Origin of the sequence: Ensifer sp. Root954 (assembly GCF_001429005.1) — a bacterium.
GTDB lineage: Bacteria > Pseudomonadota > Alphaproteobacteria > Rhizobiales > Rhizobiaceae > Ensifer > Ensifer adhaerens.
Map to the genome: position 1 here is coordinate 223,494 of NZ_LMJM01000052.1, position 26,162 is coordinate 249,655.

Here is a 26,162-nt window from a genome sequence, read left to right on the forward strand (position 1 = left end):
AAAATGGTCGAGGAATAGCGATCCTTCATGACATGATTTTCACGACCGGCTTGAATCCGCAACGCAATTATGGCCTCCTCCAACGAAATCGGGTCGCGAGCGCCTTGTTTATCCGATGACAGGCGCAGGCCCGAAAGTTTGAAAACGCGCATGATCCTTCCGATGATCGAAGCCGGTTTTCGGGCCCGTGCGCCAAGCCGAAAGGGCGAACCGATGGCAGCGACGGATACGGCGGACAAGGCGGAGAACCGCGCGGTGGAACTCGAAATCGGCGGCAAGAGTCGCGTTTTCGACATCGACAATCCCGAGTTGCCGAAGTGGATCGACGACGCGGCATTTTCCTCCGACGACTACCCCTACAAGAAGAAGCTCGACGACGACGAATATCTGGAAACGCTGGAAAAGCTGCAGGTCGAACTGGTCAAGGTTCAGCTCTGGCAGCAGAAGACCGGCAAGCGCATGATGGCGTTGTTCGAGGGCCGGGACGCCGCCGGCAAGGGCGGTGCGATCCATGCGACTATGGACAACCTCAACCCTCGCTGGGCGCGTGTCGTCGCTCTGACCAAACCGACCGAAACCGAACGCGGGCAATGGTATTTCCAGCGCTACGTCGCGACCATGCCGACGGCCGGCGAATTCGTGCTGTTCGACCGCTCCTGGTACAACCGCGCCGGCGTCGAACCGGTCATGGGCTTCTGCACGCCCGAAGAGCATAAGCAGTTCCTGAAGCAGGCTCCCCGCTTCGAGAAGATGATCGTGCATGAGGGCATCCAGTTCTTCAAATTCTGGATCAACATCGGCCGCGAGATGCAGCTGAAACGCTTCCACGATCGCCGCCACGACCCACTGAAGATCTGGAAGCTGTCGCCGATGGACATCGCGGCGCTCAACAAATGGGACGATTATACCGCCAAGCGCGACGAGATGCTGAAGGAGACCCACACGGACCATGCACCCTGGACGGTGGTACGCGGCAACGACAAGCGGCGAGCCCGGCTCAACCTGATCCGCCACATCCTTTCCTCGCTCGATTACGAGGGCAAGGACAAGGGCGCGATCGGCGAGGTCGATGACAAGATCATCGGATCCGGCCCCGGTTTCCTGAAATAGACGCCGGCCCTGTCAAAACCGATGACGCCGATGGGGCCGGCAGGTTTTCCCGCTGCCCCACCCCGGAAAGCCTTGGCGACCGGCCTTATTGCCCCGGCAGGACGCGGATGGCGTAGAGGCTGAGGCTCTTGCCCTCACCGCTGATATCGCTGTTGATCACGATCTGGCCCGGCGAGCTCGGCGCCAGGCTACGGTCGAAGGTGATCTTGAACAGCATGTCGAGCCGCTCGTCATGCACGGTGAAGCGATGGCGCCCGCATTCTCCGAGCGAGGAGAAATTGCACTCGACCGCGAACTCCGTGGTCTTGCCGGGCTCGGCCTGCACGGTCAACGCCAGCGTCGACGTCTTGCCGGAGAGTTCCGCCAGGACCGAGGCCGGGATTTCGATGGTGATATCCCCTTCCGCGTCGGCGACCGCCGATGTCAGCTGCACGCGTCGCCCGCCTTCGTCGTCCACCGGCTCGACCTTTGCCTGCGCTCCGGGCGCGATCGCGCCGGTTTCCTTGGGCGTGAAGACCTCGACCCAATCGCCGGTAAAGCCCTGCTGCGCGCCGAGTGTCCGCAATCCCGCCGCGCCATCGAAGTCTTCCGACGCGACCGATGCCGGGGGATTGGCAACATTCGTGTCGCGCTCGGCGGCAGATTTCAGCAGGTCATTGGTCTGCACCCACCAGGCCGCGGCCCCTGCTGCGGCGGCAAGCGTGACGACGACCATGGTGAAGGACAGAAAGCGGCTGCGCTTGCGCCGGCGTTTGCGCGTATCTCCGCGGACCGTGGGCGCGATGCTCGCAGCTTCGCCAGCATCCGCCGTGCTCTCGGCGGCTGCACGCGTCGATACCACCGGACCGTCGCGATCGGCACGCAGACCACCGAGACCGCCATCGCTCGCCGCCTGGCGCGGCGCGTCGCCGGCAAAACCGGGTTCCCGACGACCGGCCGCCGGGGCCTGTGGCTGGCTCTGGGGCGGAGTCTGGGCTTGAGGTTGGGGTTGGGCCTGCGTCGGTGACCGGACTTGCGGCTCGACCCGTGGCTGTGCCGGCCCGCGCGCCCGCGCGGCATCATCGAGGCTGACCACCGGAGGTGCCGGTTGTCGCGTCCTCAGTGCCGCTCTCTCTTCCGTTTCGATCGCATGGATGACGGCTTCGAGCCGATGGCGCTGCTGGGCGATGACGTTGCCGTCCTCGATCCCCTGTTTCTGCAACCCGGTTTCGAGCGCCTGACGGGCAGATTGATAGATGCGCGCCCGCGTTTCCGCATTGGCGCGATCGGAGCGCTCAAGGGCATTTCTGATTGCAGTCTCAAGTCCGCTCACATCAAGTCCTTCTGTGTAGGCAGGGCTTTGGACCTGCCGGCGCGCCGCGGTTGACCACCGCTCTCGATCCAACCGCAAGGGCATAAGGGTTAAATCTGGAGGCACGCCGTTGGTTTTGTTAACAATTGCGTAACCGCTGCTGCCAGAATCCGCAAGTCCGGCGACGGGCGCGACCGGCCAAGGCCGGGGAAAACGCTTTGCTTCGCGGCGCCTGCGAGAAAAAGAGGCGGCGACATCACGGCCAAACCGCCCTTTGCAAGCGGCAAACTTGCTGCTATCTATTTTGACGTTTACGCAAACGTCAAAAATCTGGCGCGCCTTACCGAGGGATGGAGAAACCGATGCCGCTTCCGCCAATTCTTTCCGGAACGACGAGACTGCCGGTTGTCGGCGCCCCCCTGTTCATCATCTCCAACCCGAAGCTGACGATCGCGCAGTGCAAGGCTGGCGTGATCGGCGCCTTCCCGGCGCTGAACGCCCGCCCGCAATCGCAGCTCGACGAATGGCTGGCCGAGATCACCGAGACGCTTGCCGACCACGACGCCAAGAATCCCGGCCGGCGGGCCGCCCCCTTTGCCGTCAACCAGATCGTGCACAAATCCAATGCGCGGCTCGAGCAGGACCTGATGCTCTGCATCAAATATAAGGTGCCGGTCGTCATCTCCTCGCTCGGCGCCGTGCCCGAGGTTAATGCCGCCATCCATTCCTATGGCGGCATCGTGCTTCACGACGTCATCAACAACCGTCACGCCAATTCGGCGATCCGCAAGGGCGCCGACGGCCTGATCGCGGTGGCCGCCGGCGCCGGCGGCCATGCTGGCACGCTTTCCCCGTTTGCGCTTGTCCAGGAAATCCGCTCCTGGTTCGACGGGCCGCTGCTTCTCTCGGGCGCGATCGCCACCGGCGGGGCCATTCTGGCGGCCCAGGCGATGGGCGCCGACATGGCCTATATCGGCTCGCCCTTCATCGCGACGGAAGAGGCGCGCGCCAGCGACGCCTACAAGCAGATGATCGTCGACAGCAACGCCGCAGACATCGTCTACTCCAATTATTTCACCGGCATCCACGGCAACTACCTGAAGCCCTCGATCTCGGCCGCCGGCATGGATCCGGACAATCTGCCCGAAGCCGACCCGTCGAAAATGGACTTCGGCGCGGCGACCGACGGCGCCAAGGCCTGGAAGGACATCTGGGGATGCGGCCAGGGCATCGGCGCGGTCAAGGAAGTGACATCCGTCGCCCGCATGGTCGACCGGCTCGAGCGCGAATACGATGCAGCGCGCACCCGCCTCGGCCTGCACTCCGCACCCGCAGCGACAGCCAACAAGGAATTTTCAAGTTCTCGCAACTGATGGCTTGAAATCTCGGCGCTTTGCGTTTATCAGCGCCTCACATTCGTTCCGCGGGCTTCCGCGGAACTGCCTCCGGGCCGCTTTAGCTCAGTCGGTAGAGCACATCATTCGTAATGATGGGGTCACGTGTTCGAGTCACGTAAGCGGCACCATTCCTCCTTGAAAAGAAAAGCACGATCGCCAACGGCGAAAGTACCACTCTGTCGTCGGACAAACGATTGCCGAGATTGCCCTATCTCGCTCGGACTTTCCAGCCGTGCTTGGCATCAGACACGGTTCCAGGTGACTTCACGTCGGTCACCCAAATCTCCAGTCCATTGGCACCCGGTCGTTGACGCTTTTGCGGAAACCACGGCCGGTTCGGGTCGACGGCAATCAGCATGCCTTCATCATTGCCGATCGCGGCAAAGCTGGACGAGGCTGGCCCCACCGTTCCGACACCGAACGTCCAGGCCGCCTCGGCCACCATGCCCTCGACATCATCGGAGGGAACGCCGACCTCGCTCAGGCAGGACAGGTCAGCGCCGCTGAACGGTCGCTTGTCCGCAGGATGGATCAGCCTGCGGCGGCCGATCAATTCGAGCACGGCATTGTCGGGGCCGTCGAAGTAGATCGACCTTGATTGCCAATCTCCTTCAAGGGCAAAGCACGCGTCTCCACCCGGCTCCTTTTGGAGCAATGTCCGCCCCCCCAACCAAGCGACGGCCATATCAAAACGCGCAAAGGGGACGTTGAAGGCCAGGTGCACGCCGTGCGGCGCTCCCTCTGCCGCCGGGATCAGCTGAATTTCGCTCCGCCCCACCTGGATGGAGTTCCCGGCCGTCGGCAGTTCGAGGACGTCGCGAAAGAAGGCAGCACTTTTGGCGACGTCCGATGCCGGCAGAATTAGTCTGGAGATGTGCATGAAGTCCGATCCGTCACATGGCAATTGGCTCTATCGGACAAGTTCATAAGACCTCAACTTAAGTTGAGGTCAAGACGCTTCCCTATCCTGGACCACGGACAGCCGGATTTTCTGTTTCGAACCTCACCACAACGAGCCCAAACAGACAGGCCGAGCCTGATCAGGGCACGGCCTCCCCGACGAAGCGACGCGCGTCACAGCAGCAACAGCTTCTTCAGCACCGAAAACACTTCCTTGTAAGGCAGCCTTGTCGCGCCGGCGACGGCGAAGGGAATGAGAGCGGCGGCGGCGACCGGCACGACGGCGTCGCGGCTGATGAGCATGGTCGAAAGCTTCTTGGTCGCGTCGAACAGTTTGCCGGGGTCGGCCACGTCGTCGTCGGGTTCCTCGGTCGCGTCGGCTGCCACGTTGCGGCCGAGCACCTTGCGCTCTGCTGCGCGCTGGAAGCGGGTCGCCTGCACGCCGAACATCAGCAGCCCGGTTTCCTTCAGCCGTGCCAGCGGCTTGGAGAAGGCCGATAACGGATAGGCGAAGAAGGCGATCACGATCGCCAGCCACCCGCTCATGATCATGCTGAACGTCGTCATCGACAGCGTCTCCTGCAGCAGGTGCTTCATGACCGCTGCCGCGATCGCCGCGCTCATGCCGAAGACGAAGAACATGTAGGCGTTCGGATATTGCGACAGAAAGCCGAGGCCACCCTTGCCGTCGGGATGGGCGGCGACGAGGCGAAGCTCCAGTTGAGCGATCTTGCGCAAAAGTCGCGCCCAGACGAGGTGCCGCCATACGCCGCGCAGGAACAGGAAGACGAAGAGCGGTAGGCTGACGCAGATCGACCACCAGCCGGCAGCGGTAATCCTGTTGCCCTCGGCCGAGTGCTCGACGGCCCAGAACGAGACGTCTGTCGTATGGAAGTTCAGGAAGGAAAGCAGCGCCGCGACCGCGGCGAGTGCCAGGCAGACGGTTTCCGCCAGCCCGGAATCGCGTTGTTTCAGCGCGTTGGAAATCGCGCGCGCGGCTGATGGCATCGAGGTCGGAGCGATGAGCGGCGCGCGCGAAAACTGTCCGAGCTTGATGCGAAGCCCCCGCTCGACCTGCTGTTCGGCCAGCACAAAAGCGGCAATCGCGACGAAGAACTTTGCCCACACGCCCGGATCGGTCAGATAGGCGCCCTGGCTATGGTCGAGCGACAGGCTGTCGGGCAGGCCAAGCAGAAAGGGAACGCCCCAGGCAAGCGCGACGAAAAGCAAAGCCCGCTTTCCTGACTGCAGCGCGTTCGCACGCAACAGCTTCAGCCTTGCCTGCAGCTCGAAGAACGGGCCGCCATGGGACGCGAGGTACTCGGCGATCTTTCCCTGCCGAGCTGCCGGCGCGGCATCCGCCGCGTCGCCGCCGGATGCCTTGGCGCCTGGGTCCGCTCCGCTCATGGCGCTCAATCCTCCACGACCTGCCAGTTGTCGTTGGGATTGAACTGCCGGATCCCTTCAGCAACGCTCTCGGTCTTGTCGCCCAGATCGGCCTGGTAGACGGTGCCGTTGCGGTTGACGACGAAGGTGTGGACGCCCGTTGCGCCATATTTCACCGGCCAGGCGACCAGAGCGAAGCCCGCAATCATGTTGCCGTTGATGATGTAGTCGAACTTGCCGCCGGCGATGTTGTCGCCCTGGCTCGTCAGCACGCGGTAGCGATAGCCGAAATAGCCCTTGCCGGCCTGGGCCCTGGCAAGCACTGCGCCATCGGCGAGCGCTTCACCCGCAGGGCTCTGTGGCTGGCCCTCGCCCGCGGGCCAGTAGAGCCCGTCGGTCTTGCCCTCGCTGCTGATCAGCTTCTGCGCGTATTCGAGCACGCCGTCGCCGTCATGATCTTCCTGCGCATATTCCTCCTGCGCCTCGACATAGGCGCGGACCGTCGCGATCGTGTCGAGTTCGTTGCGGCCGACCAGGCGATTGGCGATCTCCTCGAGACCGGTATAGGTGTCGAAGGCCCATTTTCCGTCGTCGCCCTTGGCAATCGGGAACGGGAAGGGCCAGAGCACTTCGCCGATCTCCAGTACCTTTCGGTTTTCGACGTCCTGTACGGCCACCTTCTTCTTTACGCCCGCCTGGATATCGGCGTAGGCGTCCATCACCCCGTCGCTGGTCTTGGCCTTGGCCGCATCCAGCCCCACCAGGTTCGCGAGCTTGTCGAAATCGCCCGAACCAACGGCGGCCTTGAACGCATCGATTGCCTGTTCCGGTGTGTCGAACGCCGGCGGATCGCTTGCGGCCGCATAGTCGGAGAGCGGCGTGTGCGCCGCGGGATCCTGCGCAGAAGCGACCGTCGCCGAGCCGCTGGCGAGCACGGCGGCTGCAAAGGAAGACAGGAGCAGATTATGTACGCGCTTGGTCATTTTCGTTCTCCTCCCTTGAGTTACCGGTGCCGTCCGCCGCCGCCGCCACCACCACGCCTGATCTCACGGTGCGGCTGGCCACCGCCGCGCTGGCCGCCACCAAGCGCCTGGCGGCCGCGGTCCGACTGCATCTTGGTCACCCGTCCGCTCTGGACCTGACCAAGGGCGGATGGTTTTCCGCCACCGCCACGATCGATCTTGCCGCCCGGCTTCGGCTTGGCGACCTGGCGATCGGCCCGGGCCGCCGGCTTGGCATTGCCGATCTTGTCGCCCTGAGGCCTCTGCTTGACCTGGTTGCCCGGTTTGCGGTCGCCAGGAGCTGCGTTGGTTCGCCCGAGATTTTCCCGCTGGCGCGCCTCGACCTTGCTCTTGCGGACATCGTCGACCGAGATCCGGCTACCGGATCTATTTGCCGCCGCGCCGATCTCGTTGGTGCGGGCCACCTTCGCCCGGTTGGCGATGTTGTTGCCTTTCGCGGACTTGAAGTCCCGCTCCATGGAGGTGCGATCGATCTTGGCGAACTGGTTCTTGTCGAAGCTGATCTTGCTGCGGTCGACATTTTTCCAGTCGACGTCGTTGAATTTCACCTTGCCGTTGATGTTGTTGAAGCAATTGTTGCAGTCGATATCGACATCGCCGCCGTTCCAGCGCCCGCCCCAGACGCCCCAGTCGTCCCAGTCGACGACCGCGGCAAAGGCAGCACCCGTGACCACGCCGGCAAAGAAGGTCGCCGTCGGATAGTAATAGTTCGGATAGGGCTCGGGATAATAGGCGATCGGGGCCGGCTGATAGCCTGGATCATAGAGCATCTGCGGCTCGTATTGGGGGACGTAGATTTTCTCCGGATTGGCGGCCTGGATCACGACGTTGTCGTTTTCCTGCTTCACCACCACCTTGTCGTCCGACTTGATGACGCCGTCGGCGACGGCCTTGTCGCGCAATTGCTGGATGGCGACGAGCACGTCCTTCTGCTGATAGGCGAGCGCGTCGCTGAGCGACTGGGTCCAGTCGAGGTCGTCGCTCATCATCTTGACGATCTGAGGATAATTCAGCAGCGAGACGATGCTGCCGTCCCAGCTGTCCTTCGGCTTCATGTCCTTCTTGGTCTGCGAAACCTCGAGGAAGCGCTCGGCCTCGACGATCTGCAGCGGGTAGAGCGAGGCAGAGGTCACGAGTGCGACGAGTTCGTCGGGATAGAGCGCAATGCGCGCGACGAGGACCTCGAGCTCATCTTCGCTGAGCGGTTGCGGCGCCTCTTCGGTCGCCGCCTGGGCGGCGGCCTGCTCCTGCGCCAGCGCAGTGCCCACCGCAAACGAACCCGTCAGCAAGGCAAGCAACGCCACCGTTGGCGCACGCAAAGAACGAGGTCGGTCGAACATGGTCTCTCCTATCCAGGCACAACGATCAACAAACGAGCCCGGGAGATCCCCCGGCTTGGACGTCACGGCGCCGGCCATACGCGGCCGGCGGGGCAATCGCGAGAATTCCCATTCGCTGTCATCGACGTCCCCTTCCGCACGCTTGCGTGGAGAACCTGGTCGCTTGTCAGAAAGCCGAATGGGACAATCAGGAAGAGCGGTATGAGCACCGGCAGCCAGCTGGCCAGCTGCCGGTGAATTTTAGACATGAGAAACAGAACGCCCGGCAATTGCAACCGGAAAATGAGGACGTGCGTGCGCGCACGCCGTCTTTGCTTGCGCGAGAGCCGGGCCGAAGCCCGTGCCCGCCAGCCGCGAACGACCGGGATCAAGGGCGGTCGGCATTGGCTCCAAGCATCATTTCAGGCTGCCGTCGCCGCTTCGATCCGCGGTCTTGAAATCCGCCATCACCCGATCAAGAAACTCGTTCCGGCTGATCTTGCCGTCGCTGTTGGTATCCGTGGCGGCAAACTGCTGAGCGTTCAGCGCCTGCTTCGTCTCGTCGGACGTAAGATTTCCGTCCTTGTTCTTGTCGAGATTGTCGAAGGCGCCCGCCATGAAGGCCTCGTACTCGGACCGCTCGACCGCGCCGTCCTTGTCGCTGTCGAGCGCGCTCATCTGTCCCTGGTTCATCGTCGCAGCTTGCTGCGCGATCGCCGGTGTGATCTGGCCGAGCGCAAGCACGCTCATAAGAACGATTTTCTTCATTCTGCTCTGTTCCTCGATCAATAATAGCGGCATGTCAGCGCGTTGCCGGCAGCAGCGCCGAGTGTCGCTCCACCACCAACGGCCCATAGCTGACCGGTGCCTGAACCAATGGTCGAGCCGATCAGGCCGCCGACAATGGCCCCACCAACGGTTCCGGCAATGCAGCCGAATTCGTTGCCGGTCGAACCGCTCTTGGACATATAGGCCGATTGGCACCCCGATAAGGCTAGGGCGCCGGCAAGAACGATAGTTATGGTCTGCTTGCTCATCTTATCCTCCAATATGGCCGTCTGATTGCAATAGAGATCGGCGGAGGCGCCATTGAGTGGCGTCGGATGTAAATAAGCTTCCGAATATTCTCCCGGAATCGGGGGAGACTCTTCTGTTGGATCAGAAGCAGCTCGCGGATTAGACATATTAGACATGCAGTCTAGCAACAACAGGGCCTTGAACTGCCGGCGAATACTACGCCCGAGAACCCCCGATGACAACGGACAGCGTGATTTTGTAGAGCGCACGGCGCCGGCGCCCCTCCCCGCCGCCCTTTCGGCCTCTGGAATCGTCTCCCGCGCGGCGACATCTCACCTTAGATTTTCTAGGGTCTCCCTCGAAATATCGTCATTTGTGCCGTCGGGCCGGGCGGTCTAGCTCTTTGCCGTCCTGTTGGGCACTTCTTGCAGGGTCTCCGTGGCCTGGCGGGACATGGGCCGGCAAAGCGCCAGCTCGGACCCGACACAGCATCTCCGACCGTGGCCGGCGGCCCTCCCACGCCGCGCCACCGACAGCATACCTATCGAGAGAGAACACATCGAATGGATAGAATGGCGACAATTAAATTAGGTCTTTCTACTGCAATCCTTGCGACCCTGGCGTCCAGCGCCTTCGCCGAAGGTGGCGAGCGGGCGCAGATTGCCGCTGCCGTGGACAAGGCGATCCGCCCCATCATGCGCGAACACAAGGTGCCGGGCATGGCCGTCGCCGTCACCGTTGAAGGCCGGCACTACTTCCTGAACTACGGCGTCGCTTCCAAGGAAACGAACGCACCGGTTACCGAGAATACGCTGTTTGAACTGGGCTCGATCAGCAAGGCCTTCGCCGCGACACTGGCGTCCTATGCGCAGGTCACCGGCAAGCTCTCCTTCGACGATCATCCCCGCAAGTACATCCCGGCCTTTGCGGGCACGCCGATCGACAAGGCGACCCTCCTGCATCTTGCCACCTATACGGCTGGCGGGCTGCCGTTGCAGTTTCCCGATGCGGTCAAGAGCGACGCCGACATGGTCGGCTATTTCAGCACATGGAAACCGGAGGCCAAGCCCGGCAAGACGCGTCGCTATTCCAACCCGAGCATCGGCCTCTTCGGCCACACCGCGGCTTTAGCGATGGGCGGCAGCTTCAGCGCGGTTCTCGAAAGCGAGATCTTTCCCAAGCTCGGCCTGAAGCACAGCTATGTCCGCGTTCCCGATAGCCAGATGGGCAGCTACGCCTGGGGCTACGGCAAGGCCGACAAGCCAATTCGCGTCACTGCCGGTACGTTCGACGCGGAGGCCTATGGCGTAAAGTCGTCGGCCGCAGACATGATCCGCTTCGTCGAAACCAACATCCAGCCTGAACTTCTCGACGGCGCGATCCGCAAGGCGGTCGAAGGCACCCATGTCGGATATTTCGATAGCGGCAAGATGGTGCAGGGGTTGGGCTGGGAACAATACCCCTACCCCGTTTCGCTGGAGCGGCTGCTCGACGGCAATTCGCGCGACATGGCCCTGAAAAGCAACCCGGTCAAGGCATTGGATCCCCCGAAGCGCCCCGATGGCTCGACGCTCTACAACAAGACCGGCTCCACCAACGGCTTCGGCGGCTATGTCGCCTTCGTACCGGAGAAGAAGATCGGCATCGTGCTGCTTGCCAACCGCAACTACCCGAACCCCGAGAGGATCAAGGCTGCCCACGCGATCCTGAAGTCGCTGGAAGCGGCGGCGAAGTAACGGCAGATCGCCCGCGTCGGTTTCGTGTCGCGGCAAGCCCGCAACACGGGAAACGACATCCATCAACAACTCTGTAGCGAATCTTCAATCAGCGCCTGCTTGCATATTGACGCCGAGTATTGTCATCTGCATTTCGCGAAAGCGCGATCAGATGCAGTCGAGTTCAGGCGTATGTGGGGATGCCGATGTTCGAATGGGTGGGAGTTCAGGGTTCGTTACATCGGGGAGGCGCAGGCAGGGGGCGGACAATGTTCGTGCTTGCGGCGCTGACGCTGCTTGCCGGCTGCGGCGGCCATGCCAAGGGTGTGATGGCGCCCGTCGCACTCACCACTCCGGTCCCGGGCGCATCCACCGTCGACATGCTTGTCGCAACCACGCGCGAACCCTCCGGCGATCCGGCAACGCTCTTTTCCGGCGAGCGCGACGCCAATACCTTCCTTACCGACGTCGCGGTTTCGATCCCGCCGGAAACGGCGCGCAAGTCGGGCACGGTGCAATGGCCGCGCAAGCTGCCGCCGGATCCGGCCAAGGAATTCGCCGTCACGCGGGTGAACGAGCTCAAGTCGCTCGATGAAGCCAAGTCCTGGTTCCTGCAGCACGATGTCGGCGGCAATGCCTTCGTCTTCGTGCACGGCTTCAACAATCGCTACGAGGATTCGGTCTACCGGCTGGCGCAGATCGTGCATGACTCGGAGGTCCAGGCAACGCCGGTTCTCTTCACCTGGCCTTCGCGCGCCAACGTGTTCGACTACAACTACGACAAGGAAAGCACGAACTATTCGCGCACGGCGCTCGAAGACATTCTGAAAAAGCTATCCGACGCGCCGAAGGTCAAAAGCATAACCATCCTCGCCCATTCCATGGGTACCTGGCTGACGATGGAATCGCTCCGGCAGATGGGCATCCGCGACGGCAACGTGCCGTCCAAGATCGAGAACGTCATCCTCGCCTCGCCCGATATCGATCTCGATGTCTTCGCCAAGCAGTTTGTCGAGATGGGCAAGAAACGGCCGAAGTTCACCATCTTCGTTTCGCAGGACGACCGCGCCTTGGCGCTTTCGAGCTTCATCTCGGGCGACGTTTCACGCCTTGGCGCAATCGACCCGTCGGCAGAGCCTTATCGCACTCAGCTTGAAAGGGCCGGCATCACCGCCATCGATCTGACAAAGGTCAAGTCTGAGGACGGCCTGCACCACGGAAAGTTTGCGGAAAGCCCCGAGATCGTCCAGCTCATCGGCACGCGGCTCGCCACGGGGCAGACGCTCACAGATTCCGATATCTCGGTTGGAACCGGCATTGCCGCGGTCGTTGCCGGCACGGCGAGAAACGTCGGCAACGTCGCGGCCGTGACGGTCTCGGCGCCTGTGTCGATCCTCGAAAACCCGCAGCCGGCGAAGAAGAAGAAGGTGGTCGTCGGAGACACGCTCGCAACCGACATGCCGACGCCGGTGAAGATAAAGTAAGGGCTTGGCGGCAGCCTGCCGTCAGCCCTCGTCGCCGACGAAGCGATAGCCGACGCCCGGCTCCGTACGGATGATCTGCGGATCGGCCGGATCGTGCTCGATCTTGCCGCGCAGCTGGCCGATGAAGACGCGCAGATAATGCAGGTCTTCGCCGTGCGCGACGCCCCAGACCGAGGTAAGCAGCGTCTTGTGGGTGACGACACGGCCGGCGTGATGCGCCAGCATCACCAGGAGGTCGTATTCCTTTGGCGTCAGCCGGACGGGCTCGCCGTCCTTCGTCACCACCCGCTTGATCGTGTCGATCGAAACGCCATCGGCGGAAAGCTGCGTCTGGCCGCCTTCCATCTGCACCCGGTGGCGAAGGGCCGCACGGATGCGGGCCGTCAGTTCGCCGATACCGAAGGGCTTTTCGATGTAGTCGTCGGCGCCGAGATCGAGTGCTGCGATCTTTTCGCTTTCCCGGTCGCGGGCCGACAGGATGATGATCGGCACCTGCGACCAGCCGCGCAGGTTGGCGATGACCTCCTTGCCATCCATATCGGGCAGGCCGAGATCGAGGATGACGACATCCGGCGCCATCGTCGCCGCCGCCTTCAGCGCCTCGGCGCCGGTCATCGCCTCACGAACGTCATAGCCGGCAGCACTCAGCGCGGGTTTCAGGAAACGCTGGATCTGGGGTTCGTCGTCGACGACGAGGATACGCTCCACGCTCATGCACGGTCCTTTTCGGAGATTTCAGCCTTGGCGGCGGGGAAGCGCATGGAAATGCGCGTGCCGCGGCGGCGAAGCGCCGGGCTCTCCGCCTTGATCTGCCCGCCCATCGCCTCGACAAAGCCCTTGGCGATCGACAGTCCCAGCCCCGTTCCCGGCGTACGGCCGTCCGCCTTGCCGCGGCGGAAGAATTTCTCGAAGACCTGCTCGAGGTCCCGCGGCGGAATACCCTTGCCGAGGTCGGTCACTGACAGCACGATCTCGTTGCCGTCGGTACGGGCATAGATGCTGATCGGCTCTTCGCCGCCATATTTGTTGGCATTGTCCAGCAGGTTGAAAAGCACCTGGCCAAGCAGCACGCTGTCGCCGCGCATCAGGGGCAAGTCAGGGGCGATGCTGGTTTCGATCTCGCGCTCGGGAAAATATTTGCGAGCGCGATCGACCGCCGCCCGCACCACGTCGGCGACATCGACCCAATCGCGCTTGGCGTTGACGGTGCCGGCCTCGATGCGGGTCATGTCGAGCAGGTTGGCGACAAAGCGCGTCAGCCGACCGCCCTCCTCCTCGATCGACTGCAACAAGTCGTCGCGGCTTTCCGGCGGCATGCGATCACCGAGCTGGCGCAAGCTGGTGACGGCACCGGTGATGGTCGCAAGCGGGGTTCTCAGATCGTGCGAAATGGATGACAGAAGGGCAGCGCGGAAGCGCTCGCCCTCGAGCTTTGCGGCCTGGTCGAGGCTTTCGCGTGACAGGCGGGCGCGGTCGACGGCGATCGCCGTCTGGTCGAGGATCGCTGCCAGCGCCCGCTCCTCGTTGATCTCCAGTGGCTTGTCGGCCTGGACGAAGCCGCAGACGCCGACGACGCCGTGCGGGCTCGTCAGCGGCCGGAAATGGAAAGGGCTGTTCGGCAGGGTTCCCGTGCCGTTGCCGGCCGGCTCGCGTTTGTCCATCGCCCAACGCGCCGCCATGATGTCGGTGAGGTCGAGCTCGGTGTCCGGCGGCCAGGCGGCTTTCAGCTGCAGGTCTCCGTCCTCAGGCAGAAGCAGCGCTGAACTGCGTTTCAGCGTCGACTGCATCTGCGTCACCGCCGCCCAGAGCACGTCGTCGGCCTTGGCGGTGCCTGAAAGTTTGCGCGAAAAGTCATAGAGCGCCTGAGTCGCGGCGGCGCGCTGGCGGGCGGTCTTTGCCTGCTCCCGTACCCGCGACGCCAGGCTGCCGGCGAGGGCTGCGGCAGCGAGGAAGACGACGAGCGCAAAAACCTCGTGCGGCTCGGCGATGGTGAAGGTGCCGGTCGGTTTGATGAAAAAGAAGTTATAGGCGAGCACCGAAAAAAGTGCTGCCGCGATTGCCGCGATGTGACCGGCATAGGTCGCCGAGGCCAGCACTGCGAGCAGATAAAGCAACGAGATGTTGGGCAGGACGACGAAACGGCCAAGCAGCAGGCCGACGGCGGTCGAGACGACCACCGATCCGGCGGCGATGCCGATCGCGCGCCCACTTCCCGGCGGCAGCGTCCGTTTCATCTTCGTTCGCCGTTTGACGGGCACCGTCTCGCGATCGGTCACAAGGTGAATGCCGATGCCGGACACGCGCTCGGCCAAGGCGTCGGGAAGCGACTGGCGAAACAGCCGCATCGGGAACGGCTGGCGGCGCGCGCCGATGACGATCTGCGTCGCGTGTTCCCGGCGCGCGAGCTTCAGGATTTCCTCGACGAAGTCGTTGCCGATAATACGGCGCGTCTCGGCGCCGAGCTGCTCGGCAAGACGGAAGGTTTCGTCGAGCCGGCGCACGTCTTCGCCGTCGCCGCTCTCGCGGTCGGCGCGCTCGATGAAGACGACGATCCAGGGGGCATTCAATCCTTCGGCGAGCCGGCTTGCCGTGCGCACGACCTTTTCGGACAACGGGTCCGAACCAATGCAGACGAGCAGCCGCTCGCCGCTCGCCCAGATGCCTTCGATGGCGTTCTGCTTGAGATAGTCGACCATCTGGTCGTCGACCCGGTCGGCTGTCCGCCTGAGCGCCAGTTCGCGCAGTGCCGTCAGGTTACCAAGGCGGAAGAAGCGGTCGACGGCGCGCTGCGCGCTGTCGGGCAGATAAACCTTGCCCTCCTTCAGCCGCTCGATCAGCTCGGCCGGCGACAGATCCACAAGCAGTACGTCGTCAGCGCGCTTCAATACGGTATCCGGCACCCGTTCGCGCACGGGTACACCGGTGATCTGGGCGACGATATCCGAGAGGCTTTCGAGATGCTGGATGTTGAGCGCCGTCCAGACATCGATGCCGGCGGCGATCAGTTCCTCAACATCCTGATAGCGCTTGGGGTGCCGGCTTTCGGCCGGATTGCTGTGGGCCAGTTCGTCGACGACGATGATCCGGGGACGCCGCGCGAGGGCCGCATCCAGGTCGAACTCGGAAAGCATTCGGCCGCGATGGTTCACATCGCGGCGCGGCAGTATCTCCAATCCGTCAATGAGCGCAGCGGTCTCGCTGCGCCCGTGTGTCTCGACCAGCCCGACGACGATATCGACACCGTCATCCTTCAGCCGGCGGGCCCGCGACAACATCGCATAGGTCTTGCCGACGCCGGGAGCGGCGCCGAGGAATACGGTCATTTTTCCCCGGCGGTCCTGCGCGGCAAGCGCCAGCAGTGCGTCTGGGTCCGGGCGACCTTTGGCGTCGCGTTCACTGTCGGGCATGCATTGTCTCAGGCGTGATCGATTCTAATAGCTTAGAGCGGGATGCGGGCGGAAAACCGCAAGCACTTTTCCTCATTCCGCTCTAGGTTCGAGGCGCATCAAGGGCCAGGTTGAGTTCTAGCACATTGACGCGCGGCTCGCCTACGACCCCGAACAGCCGATCCTCCGTCGCCTTGGCGACCAGGGCGGCAACATCCGCTTGGCTCAAGCCCCGCGCCTTGGCGACGCGGGCGACCTGGGCTTCGGCGAAGGCCGGCGTGATATGCGGGTCGAGCCCGGAGCCTGACATGGTTGCCGCGTCCGCAGGAATTTCTCCCGCAAGGCCGGCAGCTTTCAGGCGCTCGACATCGGCCGCGACACGATCCCTGAGCTTGACCGAGGTGGTCCCGAGGTTGGAGCCGCTCGAAGCCCCCGCGTTATAGGCGTCCGGACCGGTCGCGGAGGGCCGCGGCCAGAAGTATTTGTCGGATGTGAAGTTCTGGCCGATGAGGGCGGAACCGATGAGGGTACCGTCCTTTTCGATCAGGCTGCCATTTGCCTGCGCGGGCATCAGCACCTGCGACGCGCCGGTGATGGCAAAGGGATAGGCAAGGCCGGTGATCGCAGTCAGGAGCACGATCATGACGATGGCGGGGCGAAGTTGGTTCAGCATGGTTACACCAGATTGAGTGCGTTGACGGCAAGGTCGACGAGCTTGATGCCGGCAAACGGCAGGACAATGCCGCCGAGGCCGTAGACAGCCAAGTTGCGACGCAGAAGGGCTGCCGCACCGACGGGCCGGTACTTGACGCCCTTCAGCGCCAGCGGGATCAAGGCGACGATGATGAGCGCGTTAAAGATCACCGCCGAGAGGATCGCCGATTGCGGCGAGGCGAGGCCCATGACGTTGAGCGCGGCAAGGGCCGGATAGGTGGTGATGAACAGCGCCGGGATGATGGCGAAGTACTTGGCCACGTCGTTGGCGATCGAAAACGTCGTCAGCGACCCGCGGGTCATCAGCAGCTGCTTGCCGATCTCGACGATCTCGATGAGCTTCGTCGGACTGGAATCGAGGTCCACCATGTTGGCGGCCTCGCGGGCGGCCTGGGTCCCCGTCTGCATGGCGACGCCGACATCGGCCTGGGCGAGTGCCGGCGCGTCGTTGGTGCCGTCGCCGCACATGGCGATCAGGCGGCCGCCCTGCTGCTCCTTGCGGATATAGCCAAGCTTGTCCTCCGGGGTCGCTTCGGCAAGGAAGTCGTCGACGCCGGCTTCGGACGCGATGGCGGCAGCGGTCACCGGGTTGTCGCCGGTGACCATCACCGTGCGGATGCCCATGGCACGAAGAGCGGCGAAGCGCTCCTTTATGCCGGGCTTCACCACATCCTTCAGATGGATGACGCCGAGCAGGCGCGGACCATCGGCAACGGCGAGCGGCGTGCCGCCGGTGCGGGCCACCTGGTCGACGGCGCGGCGAAACTCGTTCGGCACGTTCTCGTCGCGGATACCGGTGAACTTCAGGACCGAGTCGACGGCGCCCTTGCGCAGCCGGCGGCCGCCGAAGTCCACGCCCGAAAGCCTCGTTTCCGCAGCGAAGGGAATGACCGCGTCGATCGGGGTCGCGCCGGCCCGGCTTGCGCCGCCGCCGACGGCGAGCGTCAGGACCTCGCCCTTGTCGGACGCGGGCAGCGACACATCTGGCGTCTGGCGGCCAAATTCCCCGGTGGCAAGCGCCGCGATCGAGCGGCCCTCAGGCGTTTCGTCGGCAAGGCTTGCAAGCAGTGCGGCATCGGCAAGCTCGGCCTCGGTGACGCCGGGCACCGGCATGAAGTCGGCCGCCATGCGGTTGCCGAAGGTGATGGTGCCTGTCTTGTCGAGCAGCAGCGTATCGACGTCGCCAGCAGCCTCGACAGCGCGGCCGGAGGTGGCGATGACATTGAAGCGCACCAGACGGTCCATGCCGGCGATGCCGATGGCTGAAAGCAGGCCACCGATCGTGGTCGGAATCAGGGTGACGAGCAGGGCTGCGAGCACGGTGACCGAGAGCACGGTACCGGAATATCCGGCGAGCCCCCAGAGCGTGACGACGGCCACCAGGAAGATCAGCGTCAGGCCCGAAAGCAGGATCGACAGGGCGATCTCGTTCGGGGTCTTCTGGCGCTGCGCGCCCTCGATCAGCGCGATCATGCGGTCGACGAAAGTGTCGCCGGGTGCCACGCCGATGCGGATCTTGATCCAGTCGGACAGCACCTGCGTGCCGCCTGTGACAGCCGAGCGGTCGCCACCGGATTCACGGATGACGGGCGCCGATTCACCGGTGATGGCGCTCTCGTTGACAGAGGCGACACCCTCGACGACTTCGCCATCGCCGGGGATCAGTTCGCCGGCCTCGACCAGCACGAGGTCGCCGACCTTCAGCGATGTCGCCGGGATCGTCTGGGTCTCGCGGCCTTCGTCGGCAACGAGCTTGCGTGCCGTCAGTTCGGACTTGGTGCGGCGCAGGCTGTCGGCCTGGGCCTTGCCGCGGCCTTCGGCGACGGCTTCGGCAAAGGTGGCAAAAAGCACCGTGAACCACAGCCAGGCGGCGATCTGGCCGGAGAACAGCGGGCTGCCTGTGCCGGTGGCGATGTCGCGCACGAAGAGACCGGTGACCACGGCTGCGACCACTTCGGTGACGAAGATCACCGGATTGCGCACGAGCTGGCGCGGGTCGAGCTTGATGAACGCCGCCTTGATCGCCGGCAGCAGGATCGCCGGGTCCAGAAGACTGGGTGCGATAGGTTTGGAAGACATGTGTCGAATTCCTTTAGAAGGTCTGACCGGCAAGCATCGAGAGATGCTCGACGATGGGACCGAGCGCGAGCGCCGGGAAAAATTGCAGCCCGCCGAGAATGAGGATGATGCCGACAAGCAGGCCGACGAAGAGCGGCGTGTCGGTCGGGAAGGTACCCTTGGACGCCGGCACGCGGGTCTTCACCGCGATCGAACCGGCGATCGCCATGACCGGAACCGCATAGGCGAAGCGGCCGAGCAGCATCGCGAACCCGAGCGTCGTGTTGTACCAGGGTGTGTTGCCGGTGAGCCCGCCGAAAGCCGAGCCGTTGTTGCCGGCCGCCGACGTGAAGGCATAGAGGATTTCAGACAGGCCGTGCGGGCCCGCCGTGCCGATGCTTGCGACGGCAAAGGGCAGCATCGCGGAGACGGCGGCAAAGCCGAGGATCGTCACCGGCAGAATGAGGACGGCAAACATCGCGTATTTCATCTCGCGGGATTCGATCTTCTTGCCGAGCAGTTCCGGCGTGCGGCCGACCATCAGGCCGGCAACGAAGACGGCGAGGATCGCAAAGACCACCATGCCGTAGAGACCGGACCCGACGCCGCCCGGCAGGACTTCGCCAAGCTGCATCAGGAACATCGGCACGAGACCGCCGAGGCCCGTCAGCGAGCCGTGCATGCCGTTGACGCCGCCATCCGACAGACCGGTGGTGACAGCCGCATAGAGCGCCGTCATCGCCTGACCGAAGCGGACTTCCTTGCCTTCCATGTTGCCCTGGGCGGCATCGAGGCCAAGGGCGGTCAGGATCGGGTTGCCGTGGGCTTCCGCCCAGTAGACGACCGCAACGCCTGAGATCAGCAGGATCGCGGTGACGGCGATGAAGGCCCAACCCTGGCGGCGGTTACCGACCATCTGGCCAAACGTGTAGACGAGCGCCGCCGAGATCGACAACATAGCGAAAATGTTGAGATAGTTGGAGAAGGCCGTCGGGTTCTCGAAGGGATGGGCGGCATTGACGTTGAAGAAGCCACCACCATTGGTGCCGAGCTGCTTGATCGCTTCCTGACTGGCGACAGGGCCGAGCGAGATCGTCTGCTTGGCGCCTTCGAGCGTGGTTGCCGACAGATCGGCGTGGAAGGTCTGCGGCAAGCCGGTCCAGACCATGGCAAGGGCCATGACGACGGCGATCGGCAGCAACACGTAAAGCGTCGAACGGGTGAGATCGACCCAGAAGTTGCCGACGGTCGAGGCGTTCGAGCGGGCGAAGGCGCGGGTGACGGCAAGCGCCATGGCGATGCCGGTCGCGGCGGAGACGAAGTTATGCACCGTCAGGCCGGCCATCTGGCTGAAATGGCTGAGCGTGGTTTCGCCACCGTAGTTCTGCCAGTTGGTGTTGGTGACGAAGCTGACCGCCGTGTTGAAGGCGAGATCGGACGGCATGCCCGAGAAGCCCTGCGGGTTCATCGGCAGGTAGGCCTGCAGCCGGAGGATCGCATAGAGCGAGACAAAGCCGGCGAGGCTGAAGGCGAGCATCGACATCGTGTAGGCGAGCCAGCCCTGTTCCTTCTTCGGATCGACACCGGCGGCAAGATAAAGGCCGCTTTCGACGGGACCGAGGACGGGTGAAAAAACGTTGCGTTCACCGGAGAAGACCCGCGCCATATAAAGCCCCAGCGGCTTGATGACGATCAGGACGGCGATGAAGAGGAGGCTGATCTGCAGCCACCCGATGATAGACATGAGATTACTCCGCTAAGGGCGGCCGGACGGCGCAAAGGCGCCCGGCTGATGCGAACGGCCAACGGGTTCGATCCCCGTCAACCGGGTCAGAACCGTTCCGGGCGAACGAGGGTGACGACGAGGTAGGCCGCAAGACCGACGGCGACGGCAAGACCGAGCAGGGCTTCGAACATGACGCCCTCCTAAAGCCGGCTCAGCGCGCGCGCATAAAGCGCGAACACGACAAAGCCGCCGATTCCGGCGGCAAGAAAAAGAACATCGGACATGCAAATTCTCCGGACTGTTGAAGTCCGGATCTTGCGCCCACAGCGGGTCAATTATCGATTGCGATGGTCGGAAGGAGGCATAAGGAAAAGATAAAGACGCCCGCAAAGATCCGTTCGGGAGCGCGGGAGGCGACCTTCATAGGCGCGGGACCGGTCCGGTATCGGCCTATCTGCCACAAGCTGAAGAGATCCCGAGGCCGCCCGTATGCGACCGCCGGTTCGGCAAAAGAGCACCTAGCCCTTGATAATCTCGTTCACGCTCGTTTCGGTGGGCGTGGTGGCTTCGCGCATCCATTCGCGCCAGATCGCAACGAGCAGCGCCATCAGCACCGGACCGACGAAGAGGCCGAGGAAACCCATGGTCTTCACGCCGCCCACGAGGCCGAAGAAGGTCGGCAGGAAGGGAAGCTTGATCGGGCCGCCGACGAGGCGCGGACGCAGCGTCTTGTCGACGATGAAGAGTTCGGTCGTGCCCCAGGTGAACAGCGCCAGGCCGTGAATGGGCGAACCGCTGGCGACGAGATAGACCGAGACCAGCGTGAAGCAGAGCGGCGCGCCACCGGGGATCAGCGCCATCAGGCCGGTGATGATGCCGAGCGTGACCGGAGACGGCACGCCGGCAAGCCAATAGGCGACGCCAAGCACGATGCCTTCGCCGATGGCGATGATGCCCATGCCGGTGACCGTCGAGCTGATCGTTAGCGGCACGACGCGCGACAGCCGTTCCCAGCGCATCGGGAAGATGCGCTCGCCGAGCTTGTCGAGTTGGCCGGAGAAGGACTGCCCATCGCGATAGACGAAGAACAGCGTGATCAGCATGAACAGCAGCGTCAGGAAGGCATGGAACGTCGAGGCACCGACGACCAGAACGCCGCGGTAGATATTGCCGATGTTGGAGCCGCTGACGAGCTGGACCAGTTCGCCGAGCGCGCCCGGATGGCCGATATGCTTGACCCATTGCTCGCCAAGCCAGACACCGGCGATCGGAATGCTCGACAGCCATGCGGGCACGACGGCGCCGTTGGCATTGGTCTCGACGGCCCAGACGACCCAGTCGCGCACTTCGTCGACCGCATAGACGGCGGCAATCGAGATCGGCACGACGATGAAGGAGATGACGCAGACGATCGCGATGGTGGCGGCAAGCGTCCGGTTGCCGTTCACACCGGTGAGCAGCCGGCGATAGATCGGCCAGCTGGCAAACCCGATGACGACAGCGGCCAGAACCGGAACGACGAAACCATGGAAGAAATAGACGCCGGCGAGCAGAACGAAGACGAGCATCCAGCGGGCAGCGGTCATGGGGCCGACAAGGGCATGGCGCGAAATGGCAGTGTGCCCGAGGAGCCGTGGCTCCACGGCGAAATTCTCTCGTTCGCGATTACCCAATTGCACCAATGATCCTCCGTCTTCCGACGAGCTTACAGCAAACCCGCGGCCTTGCCAGCCACTCTGACACCGCGCGCCGCCCCTTTGCCCCTGCTTTACGGTAGTTTCAGGGCCGTGGCCGACGCTAGCGGCGGGACATGACAGAAAAATTTAGGAGGGTTCAAGAGCCCCCGGCTTTCTTTCGATAAAGCCGGTCATTCCGCCGCAGGTTTTGCAGCCATACGCGCAGGCTGTGCGCGATCGACGAAGACTGAGGCGAGAAAGATACCGAAGCCGGCAACGCCGAGAACGGCACCGACGAGACCGGTGGAGGTCCAGCCATAACCCGCAGCGATCGAAACGCCGCCGAGCCAGGCGCCTAGCGCATTGGCGAGATTGAAGGCGGAGTGGCTAAGGGCAGCAGCCAGCGTCTGGGCCTCGCCGGCGACATCCATCAGCCGGGTCTGCACGCCCGGGACGACGGCAAAGCCACCGCCGATGAAGAGCACGTTGACGATGGCGATCCACGGATTGTCCATGGTGAAATAGAAAAGCACATAGGCCAAGATGTTGAAGACGATGGCGATACCAATCGCCGGCATCAGCGCCCAGTCGGCAAGCCGCGCCCCGACGATGTTGCCGAGGATCATGCCGGCACCGAAGACCGAAAGCATGATCGGCACATTACCAAGCGAAACACCTGCGACTTCGGTCAGCGCCGGTGTGATGTAGCTGAAGACGGCGAACATGCCGCCACAGCCGATGGCGCAGATGCCGAGCATCAGCCAGACCTGCAGCTTGCCGAGCGCACCCAGTTCGCGAAGCGGCGTCGCCTTCGGGTTGCCCTTGTCCCGCGGTACGTGGGCGAAGGTGAGCGCCATGGTCAGGAGGCTGATGGCGCCGACGATGGCAAACGCGGAGCGCCAGCCGAGCGCCTGGCCGAACCAGGCGACGAGCGGCGTGCCGAAGAGAGTGGCGATGGTCAGTCCCATCATCACCCGGCCGACGGCGCGGGCCCGCTGGTTCGGCGCGGCAAGGCCGGCTGCCACCAGGGCAGCCACGCCGAAATAGGCGCCATGCGGCAGACCGGCGAAGAAGCGCGCGGCAATCAGCGTGTAGAAATCCGGAGCGACGGCGCTCGCGAAGTTGCCGACGGCAAAAACCAGCATCAGGACCAAAAGCACCCGGAAGCGCGAGAAGCGGGCGGCAAGCACCGCGATCAGCGGCGCACCGACGACGACGCCGAGCGCATAGGCGCTGATGACCGCACCAGCCTGGGGCACCGATACCGATACGTCTTCGGCGACTTGCGGCAGGAGACCCATGATCGCAAACTCGCCGGTACCGATCCCGAAGCCGCCGACGGCGAGCGCCACTTCGGCGGCAGAAACACGGGCGCGGCGCGGATCGACGGCAGAGGAGAAGGCTTCGTCACACATGGGTTCGCTCATGGGCAATGGCCAGTGTCGCCGTGCCTTGCGGCCGGAGAAAAATCTGGGGGATATGTCGGCGGATGTTGGATTGGACCAACAGGGATATGCTGCAATGCAATACAGGCTTTTCCTGCGGCAGGCAAAGCTTTTGCGGTTCTCGTCATACTTTTTCGCAAGGCTCGCAGAAGCCTGTTAACCGTAAGCTCAGTTGACGTTTACGTCAAAGTTATATAATTCCGAATCTCAGCTTGAAGAGGTGTCGCAAAAGCATCATCCTCATCGGCGTGAGAGGATCGGGAGGGATTTTCTCAGGCCGCATCAGGCCAGCCTGTGGCGACCAGAGGGAGAGAGGTCATGGCGGAAGTCAGCGCACAACAGACGGGTATCAGCCCAGGCAAGATCTGGCTGAAATCCTATCCACCCGGAATAGCCGCCGAAATTGGCCCCCTGCCCTACAAGTCGATCGGCGAATTCTTCGACCACGCCGTTGCCCGCTATTCGAGCCGTCCGGCCTTCACCTGCATGGGCAAGACGCTGACCTTTGCCGACCTCAACGCCCAGTCCGCCAGGATCGGCGCCTGGCTGCAATCGATCGGCCTTGCCAAGGGCGACCGCGTCGCGGTGATGATGCCGAACATCCTCCAGAACCCCGTGATCGTCTACGGCATCCTCAGGGCCGGCTTTACCGTCGTCAACGTCAACCCGCTCTACACGCCGCGCGAACTGCAGCACCAGCTCACCGATTCCGGCGCCAAGGCGATCTTCGTTCTGGAAAACTTCGCGCACACCGTGCAGCAGGTGGTCGACAAGACCGCGGTCAAGCACGTCGTCGTCGCGACCATGGGCGACATGCTGGGCCTGAAGGGTGCGATCGTCAATCTGGTGGTCCGCCGCGTCAAGAAACTCGTTCCCGCGTGGTCGATTCCCGGCCACCTCTCGTTCAAGGACGTTCTTTCCAAGGGCGCGCGAGCCAAGCTGACGAAGCCCAACATCGCCGCGAGCGACGTCGCCTTCCTGCAATATACCGGCGGGACGACGGGCGTCTCGAAGGGCGCGACGCTGACCCATTCGAACCTCTTGTCGAACATGGCGCAGATGGAAATCTGGTTCCAGACGGCGTTCCGCTCGCGCACCCGGCCGGACAATCTCGTCTTCATGTGCGCGCTGCCGCTCTACCATATCTTCGCGCTGACCGTGAATTCGCTGATGGGCCTTGCCACCGGCGGCAACAACATCCTGATCCCCAATCCCCGCGACATCCCGGGCTTCGTCAAGGAACTCGGCAAGCACAACACCAATATCTTCCCGGGCCTCAACACGCTGTTCAACGCGCTGATGAACAATGCGGAGTTCCAGAAGCTCGATTTCTCGTCGCTGATGTTGACCTTCGGCGGCGGCATGGCGATCCAGCGCCCGGTCGCCGAACGCTGGAAGCAGATGACCGGCTGCTCGATCGCCGAAGGTTACGGCCTGTCGGAGACCTCGCCGGTGGCAACAGCCAACATCCTCGACGCGACCGAGTTCACCGGCACGATCGGCATGCCCATCCCGTCCACCGACGTCGAGATCCGCGACGACCAGGGCAATACGCTGGCGATCGGCGAAGTCGGCGAGATCTGCATCCGCGGGCCGCAGGTGATGGCCGGCTACTGGCAGCGGCCGGACGAGACCGCCAAGGCGATCTCGCCGGATGGCTTCTTCCGCTCGGGTGACATCGGCTTCATGAACGCCGACGGCCTCGTCAAGATCGTCGACCGCAAGAAGGACATGATCCTGGTCTCCGGCTTCAACGTTTTCCCGAACGAGATCGAGGAAGTGGCGATGACCCATCCGGGCATCCTCGAATGCGCGGCGATCGGCATTCCGGACGAGCATTCCGGCGAAGCGGTCAAGCTCTTCGTCGTCAAGAGGGATGCAGCACTGACGGAGGAAGAGGTCAAGCGCCACTGCGCCGCCAACCTCACCAACTACAAGCGTCCGCGTTTCGTCGAATTCCGCACCGAACTGCCGAAGACCAATGTCGGCAAGATCCTGCGCAAGGATCTGCGCGGATAAACTACTCCAAAATTCAAACGATTTAAAAAATCCTGAAAACCGCCGCCTCGGCGGTTTTCCAGTCTTGATTTGGTCCACTTAAAGCGAATAGCTACGCAGGCGATTGTCCGACACCCCTGTCCGACCAAGGAGCCCCGCGATGAAAGCGCTTGTCGACCAACTCAAAGCCACCGCCGCTCAAACCAACGCAACCGATATCCGCGCGGCCTTCGCCGCCGACGCAGAACGTTTCGCGCGTTTCAGCACCACGCTCGGCGACCTGCTGCTCGACTATTCGAAATGCGCCGTCAACGACAAGGTGCTGGACGGACTGGAGGCGCTCGCCAGGGCCGCCAAGGTCGAGGAGAAGCGGGACGCCATGTTCCGCGGCGACATCATCAACATCACCGAGGAGCGCGCCGTGCTGCACACGGCGCTGCGCAACCGCGGCAACCGCCCGATCCTCGTCGACGGCAAGGACGTGATGCCCGATGTCAACGGCGTGCTTGCCGCCATGG

20 protein-coding genes, 1 tRNA gene and 1 pseudogene are annotated in these 26,162 nt (G+C 63.3%); 7 read left to right on the top strand and 15 right to left on the bottom strand.

The window, feature by feature from the left end; translation table 11 throughout:
- Window positions 1–213 precede the first annotated feature (213 nt).
- Window positions 214–1,110 (top strand): polyphosphate kinase 2, encoded by an 897-nt coding sequence (gene ppk2 / locus ASE71_RS31620; protein ID WP_034797604.1) that lies wholly within the window; start codon window positions 214–216, stop codon window positions 1,108–1,110.
- Window positions 1,111–1,195: 85 nt separating this feature from the next.
- Here ppk2 and ASE71_RS31625 read toward each other — a convergent pair whose 3' ends face one another.
- Entirely contained in the window at window positions 1,196–2,422 is a 1,227-nt protein-coding gene (locus ASE71_RS31625) for a hypothetical protein (RefSeq protein ID WP_060522349.1), read from the bottom strand.
- Window positions 2,423–2,763: 341 nt separating this feature from the next.
- Between ASE71_RS31625 and ASE71_RS31630 the strand changes: the two genes are divergently transcribed.
- Both ASE71_RS31630 and ASE71_RS31635 read left to right on the top strand, forming a co-directional pair.
- Window positions 2,764–3,774 (top strand): NAD(P)H-dependent flavin oxidoreductase, encoded by a 1,011-nt coding sequence (locus ASE71_RS31630; protein ID WP_034797180.1) that lies wholly within the window; start codon window positions 2,764–2,766, stop codon window positions 3,772–3,774.
- A 76-nt stretch (window positions 3,775–3,850) separates the two neighbouring features.
- Window positions 3,851–3,926, top strand: a tRNA-Thr gene (locus ASE71_RS31635).
- Between the two features lie 80 nt (window positions 3,927–4,006).
- Here the strand turns inward: ASE71_RS31635 and ASE71_RS31640 are convergent.
- From ASE71_RS31640 to ASE71_RS31665, 6 genes are all read right to left on the bottom strand, one after another.
- Window positions 4,007–4,678: a VOC family protein gene (locus tag ASE71_RS31640; RefSeq protein ID WP_060522350.1), complete on the bottom strand. Its 672-nt coding sequence runs from the start codon at window positions 4,676–4,678 to the stop codon at window positions 4,007–4,009.
- Between the two features lie 194 nt (window positions 4,679–4,872).
- On the bottom strand, window positions 4,873–6,105 hold the full coding sequence (locus ASE71_RS31645; protein WP_034797195.1) for a hypothetical protein: 1,233 nt from the start codon (window positions 6,103–6,105) through the stop codon (window positions 4,873–4,875).
- Between the two features lie 5 nt (window positions 6,106–6,110).
- Window positions 6,111–7,067: a DUF2950 domain-containing protein gene (locus ASE71_RS31650; RefSeq protein ID WP_034797196.1), complete on the bottom strand. Its 957-nt coding sequence runs from the start codon at window positions 7,065–7,067 to the stop codon at window positions 6,111–6,113.
- 20 nt (window positions 7,068–7,087) lie between these two features.
- On the bottom strand, window positions 7,088–8,446 hold the full coding sequence (locus ASE71_RS31655; RefSeq protein WP_051659370.1) for a DUF3300 domain-containing protein: 1,359 nt from the start codon (window positions 8,444–8,446) through the stop codon (window positions 7,088–7,090).
- A gap of 396 nt (window positions 8,447–8,842) precedes the next feature.
- The gene (locus tag ASE71_RS31660; protein ID WP_034797198.1) at window positions 8,843–9,193 is read right to left on the bottom strand and encodes an EF-hand domain-containing protein; all 351 of its coding nucleotides are present in this window, start codon (window positions 9,191–9,193) and stop codon (window positions 8,843–8,845) included.
- A 17-nt stretch (window positions 9,194–9,210) separates the two neighbouring features.
- Window positions 9,211–9,462: a glycine zipper 2TM domain-containing protein gene (locus ASE71_RS31665; protein WP_034797201.1), complete on the bottom strand. Its 252-nt coding sequence runs from the start codon at window positions 9,460–9,462 to the stop codon at window positions 9,211–9,213.
- Window positions 9,463–10,005: 543 nt separating this feature from the next.
- Between ASE71_RS31665 and ampC the strand changes: the two genes are divergently transcribed.
- Entirely contained in the window at window positions 10,006–11,178 is a 1,173-nt protein-coding gene (gene ampC, locus ASE71_RS31670) for a class C beta-lactamase (protein ID WP_060522351.1), read from the top strand.
- 248 nt (window positions 11,179–11,426) lie between these two features.
- Entirely contained in the window at window positions 11,427–12,641 is a 1,215-nt protein-coding gene (locus ASE71_RS31675; RefSeq protein WP_051659371.1) for an alpha/beta hydrolase, read from the top strand.
- Between the two features lie 21 nt (window positions 12,642–12,662).
- Here the strand turns inward: ASE71_RS31675 and ASE71_RS31680 are convergent, their stop codons facing one another.
- The 8 genes from ASE71_RS31680 to ASE71_RS31720 all read right to left on the bottom strand — a co-directional run bounded on the left by ASE71_RS31680 (window position 12,663) and on the right by ASE71_RS31720 (window position 23,628).
- Window positions 12,663–13,355, bottom strand: coding sequence for a response regulator (locus ASE71_RS31680; RefSeq protein WP_060522352.1), 693 nt, complete (start codon window positions 13,353–13,355; stop codon window positions 12,663–12,665).
- Window positions 13,352–16,048, bottom strand: a complete 2,697-nt coding sequence (locus ASE71_RS31685; protein ID WP_060522353.1) for a sensor histidine kinase — start codon at window positions 16,046–16,048, stop codon at window positions 13,352–13,354. Before ASE71_RS31685 ends, ASE71_RS31680 begins: the two co-directional genes overlap by 4 nt.
- Window positions 16,049–16,130: 82 nt before the next feature.
- Window positions 16,131–16,700, bottom strand: a complete 570-nt coding sequence (gene kdpC / locus ASE71_RS31690) for a potassium-transporting ATPase subunit KdpC (protein ID WP_060522354.1) — start codon at window positions 16,698–16,700, stop codon at window positions 16,131–16,133.
- A gap of 2 nt (window positions 16,701–16,702) precedes the next feature.
- On the bottom strand, window positions 16,703–18,820 hold the full coding sequence (gene kdpB, locus ASE71_RS31695; RefSeq protein ID WP_060522355.1) for a potassium-transporting ATPase subunit KdpB: 2,118 nt from the start codon (window positions 18,818–18,820) through the stop codon (window positions 16,703–16,705).
- Between the two features lie 13 nt (window positions 18,821–18,833).
- Entirely contained in the window at window positions 18,834–20,543 is a 1,710-nt protein-coding gene (gene kdpA, locus ASE71_RS31700; protein ID WP_060522356.1) for a potassium-transporting ATPase subunit KdpA, read from the bottom strand.
- Between the two features lie 86 nt (window positions 20,544–20,629).
- Window positions 20,630–20,716 (bottom strand): K(+)-transporting ATPase subunit F, encoded by an 87-nt coding sequence (gene kdpF, locus ASE71_RS37705; RefSeq protein WP_060522357.1) that lies wholly within the window; start codon window positions 20,714–20,716, stop codon window positions 20,630–20,632.
- 327 nt (window positions 20,717–21,043) lie between these two features.
- Entirely contained in the window at window positions 21,044–22,204 is a 1,161-nt protein-coding gene (locus ASE71_RS31715; protein WP_060522370.1) for an AI-2E family transporter, read from the bottom strand.
- A gap of 188 nt (window positions 22,205–22,392) precedes the next feature.
- Window positions 22,393–23,628, bottom strand: coding sequence for an MFS transporter (locus ASE71_RS31720; protein WP_113544733.1), 1,236 nt, complete (start codon window positions 23,626–23,628; stop codon window positions 22,393–22,395).
- 336 nt (window positions 23,629–23,964) lie between these two features.
- On the opposite strand from ASE71_RS31720, the gene ASE71_RS31730 reads away from it, so the two are divergent.
- A complete protein-coding gene (locus ASE71_RS31730; RefSeq protein ID WP_060522360.1) occupies window positions 23,965–25,665 on the top strand; it encodes a long-chain fatty acid--CoA ligase in 1,701 nt (566 codons plus the stop codon).
- Between the two features lie 139 nt (window positions 25,666–25,804).
- A pseudogene (locus tag ASE71_RS31735) lies at window positions 25,805–26,162 on the top strand (glucose-6-phosphate isomerase); the annotation flags it as partial.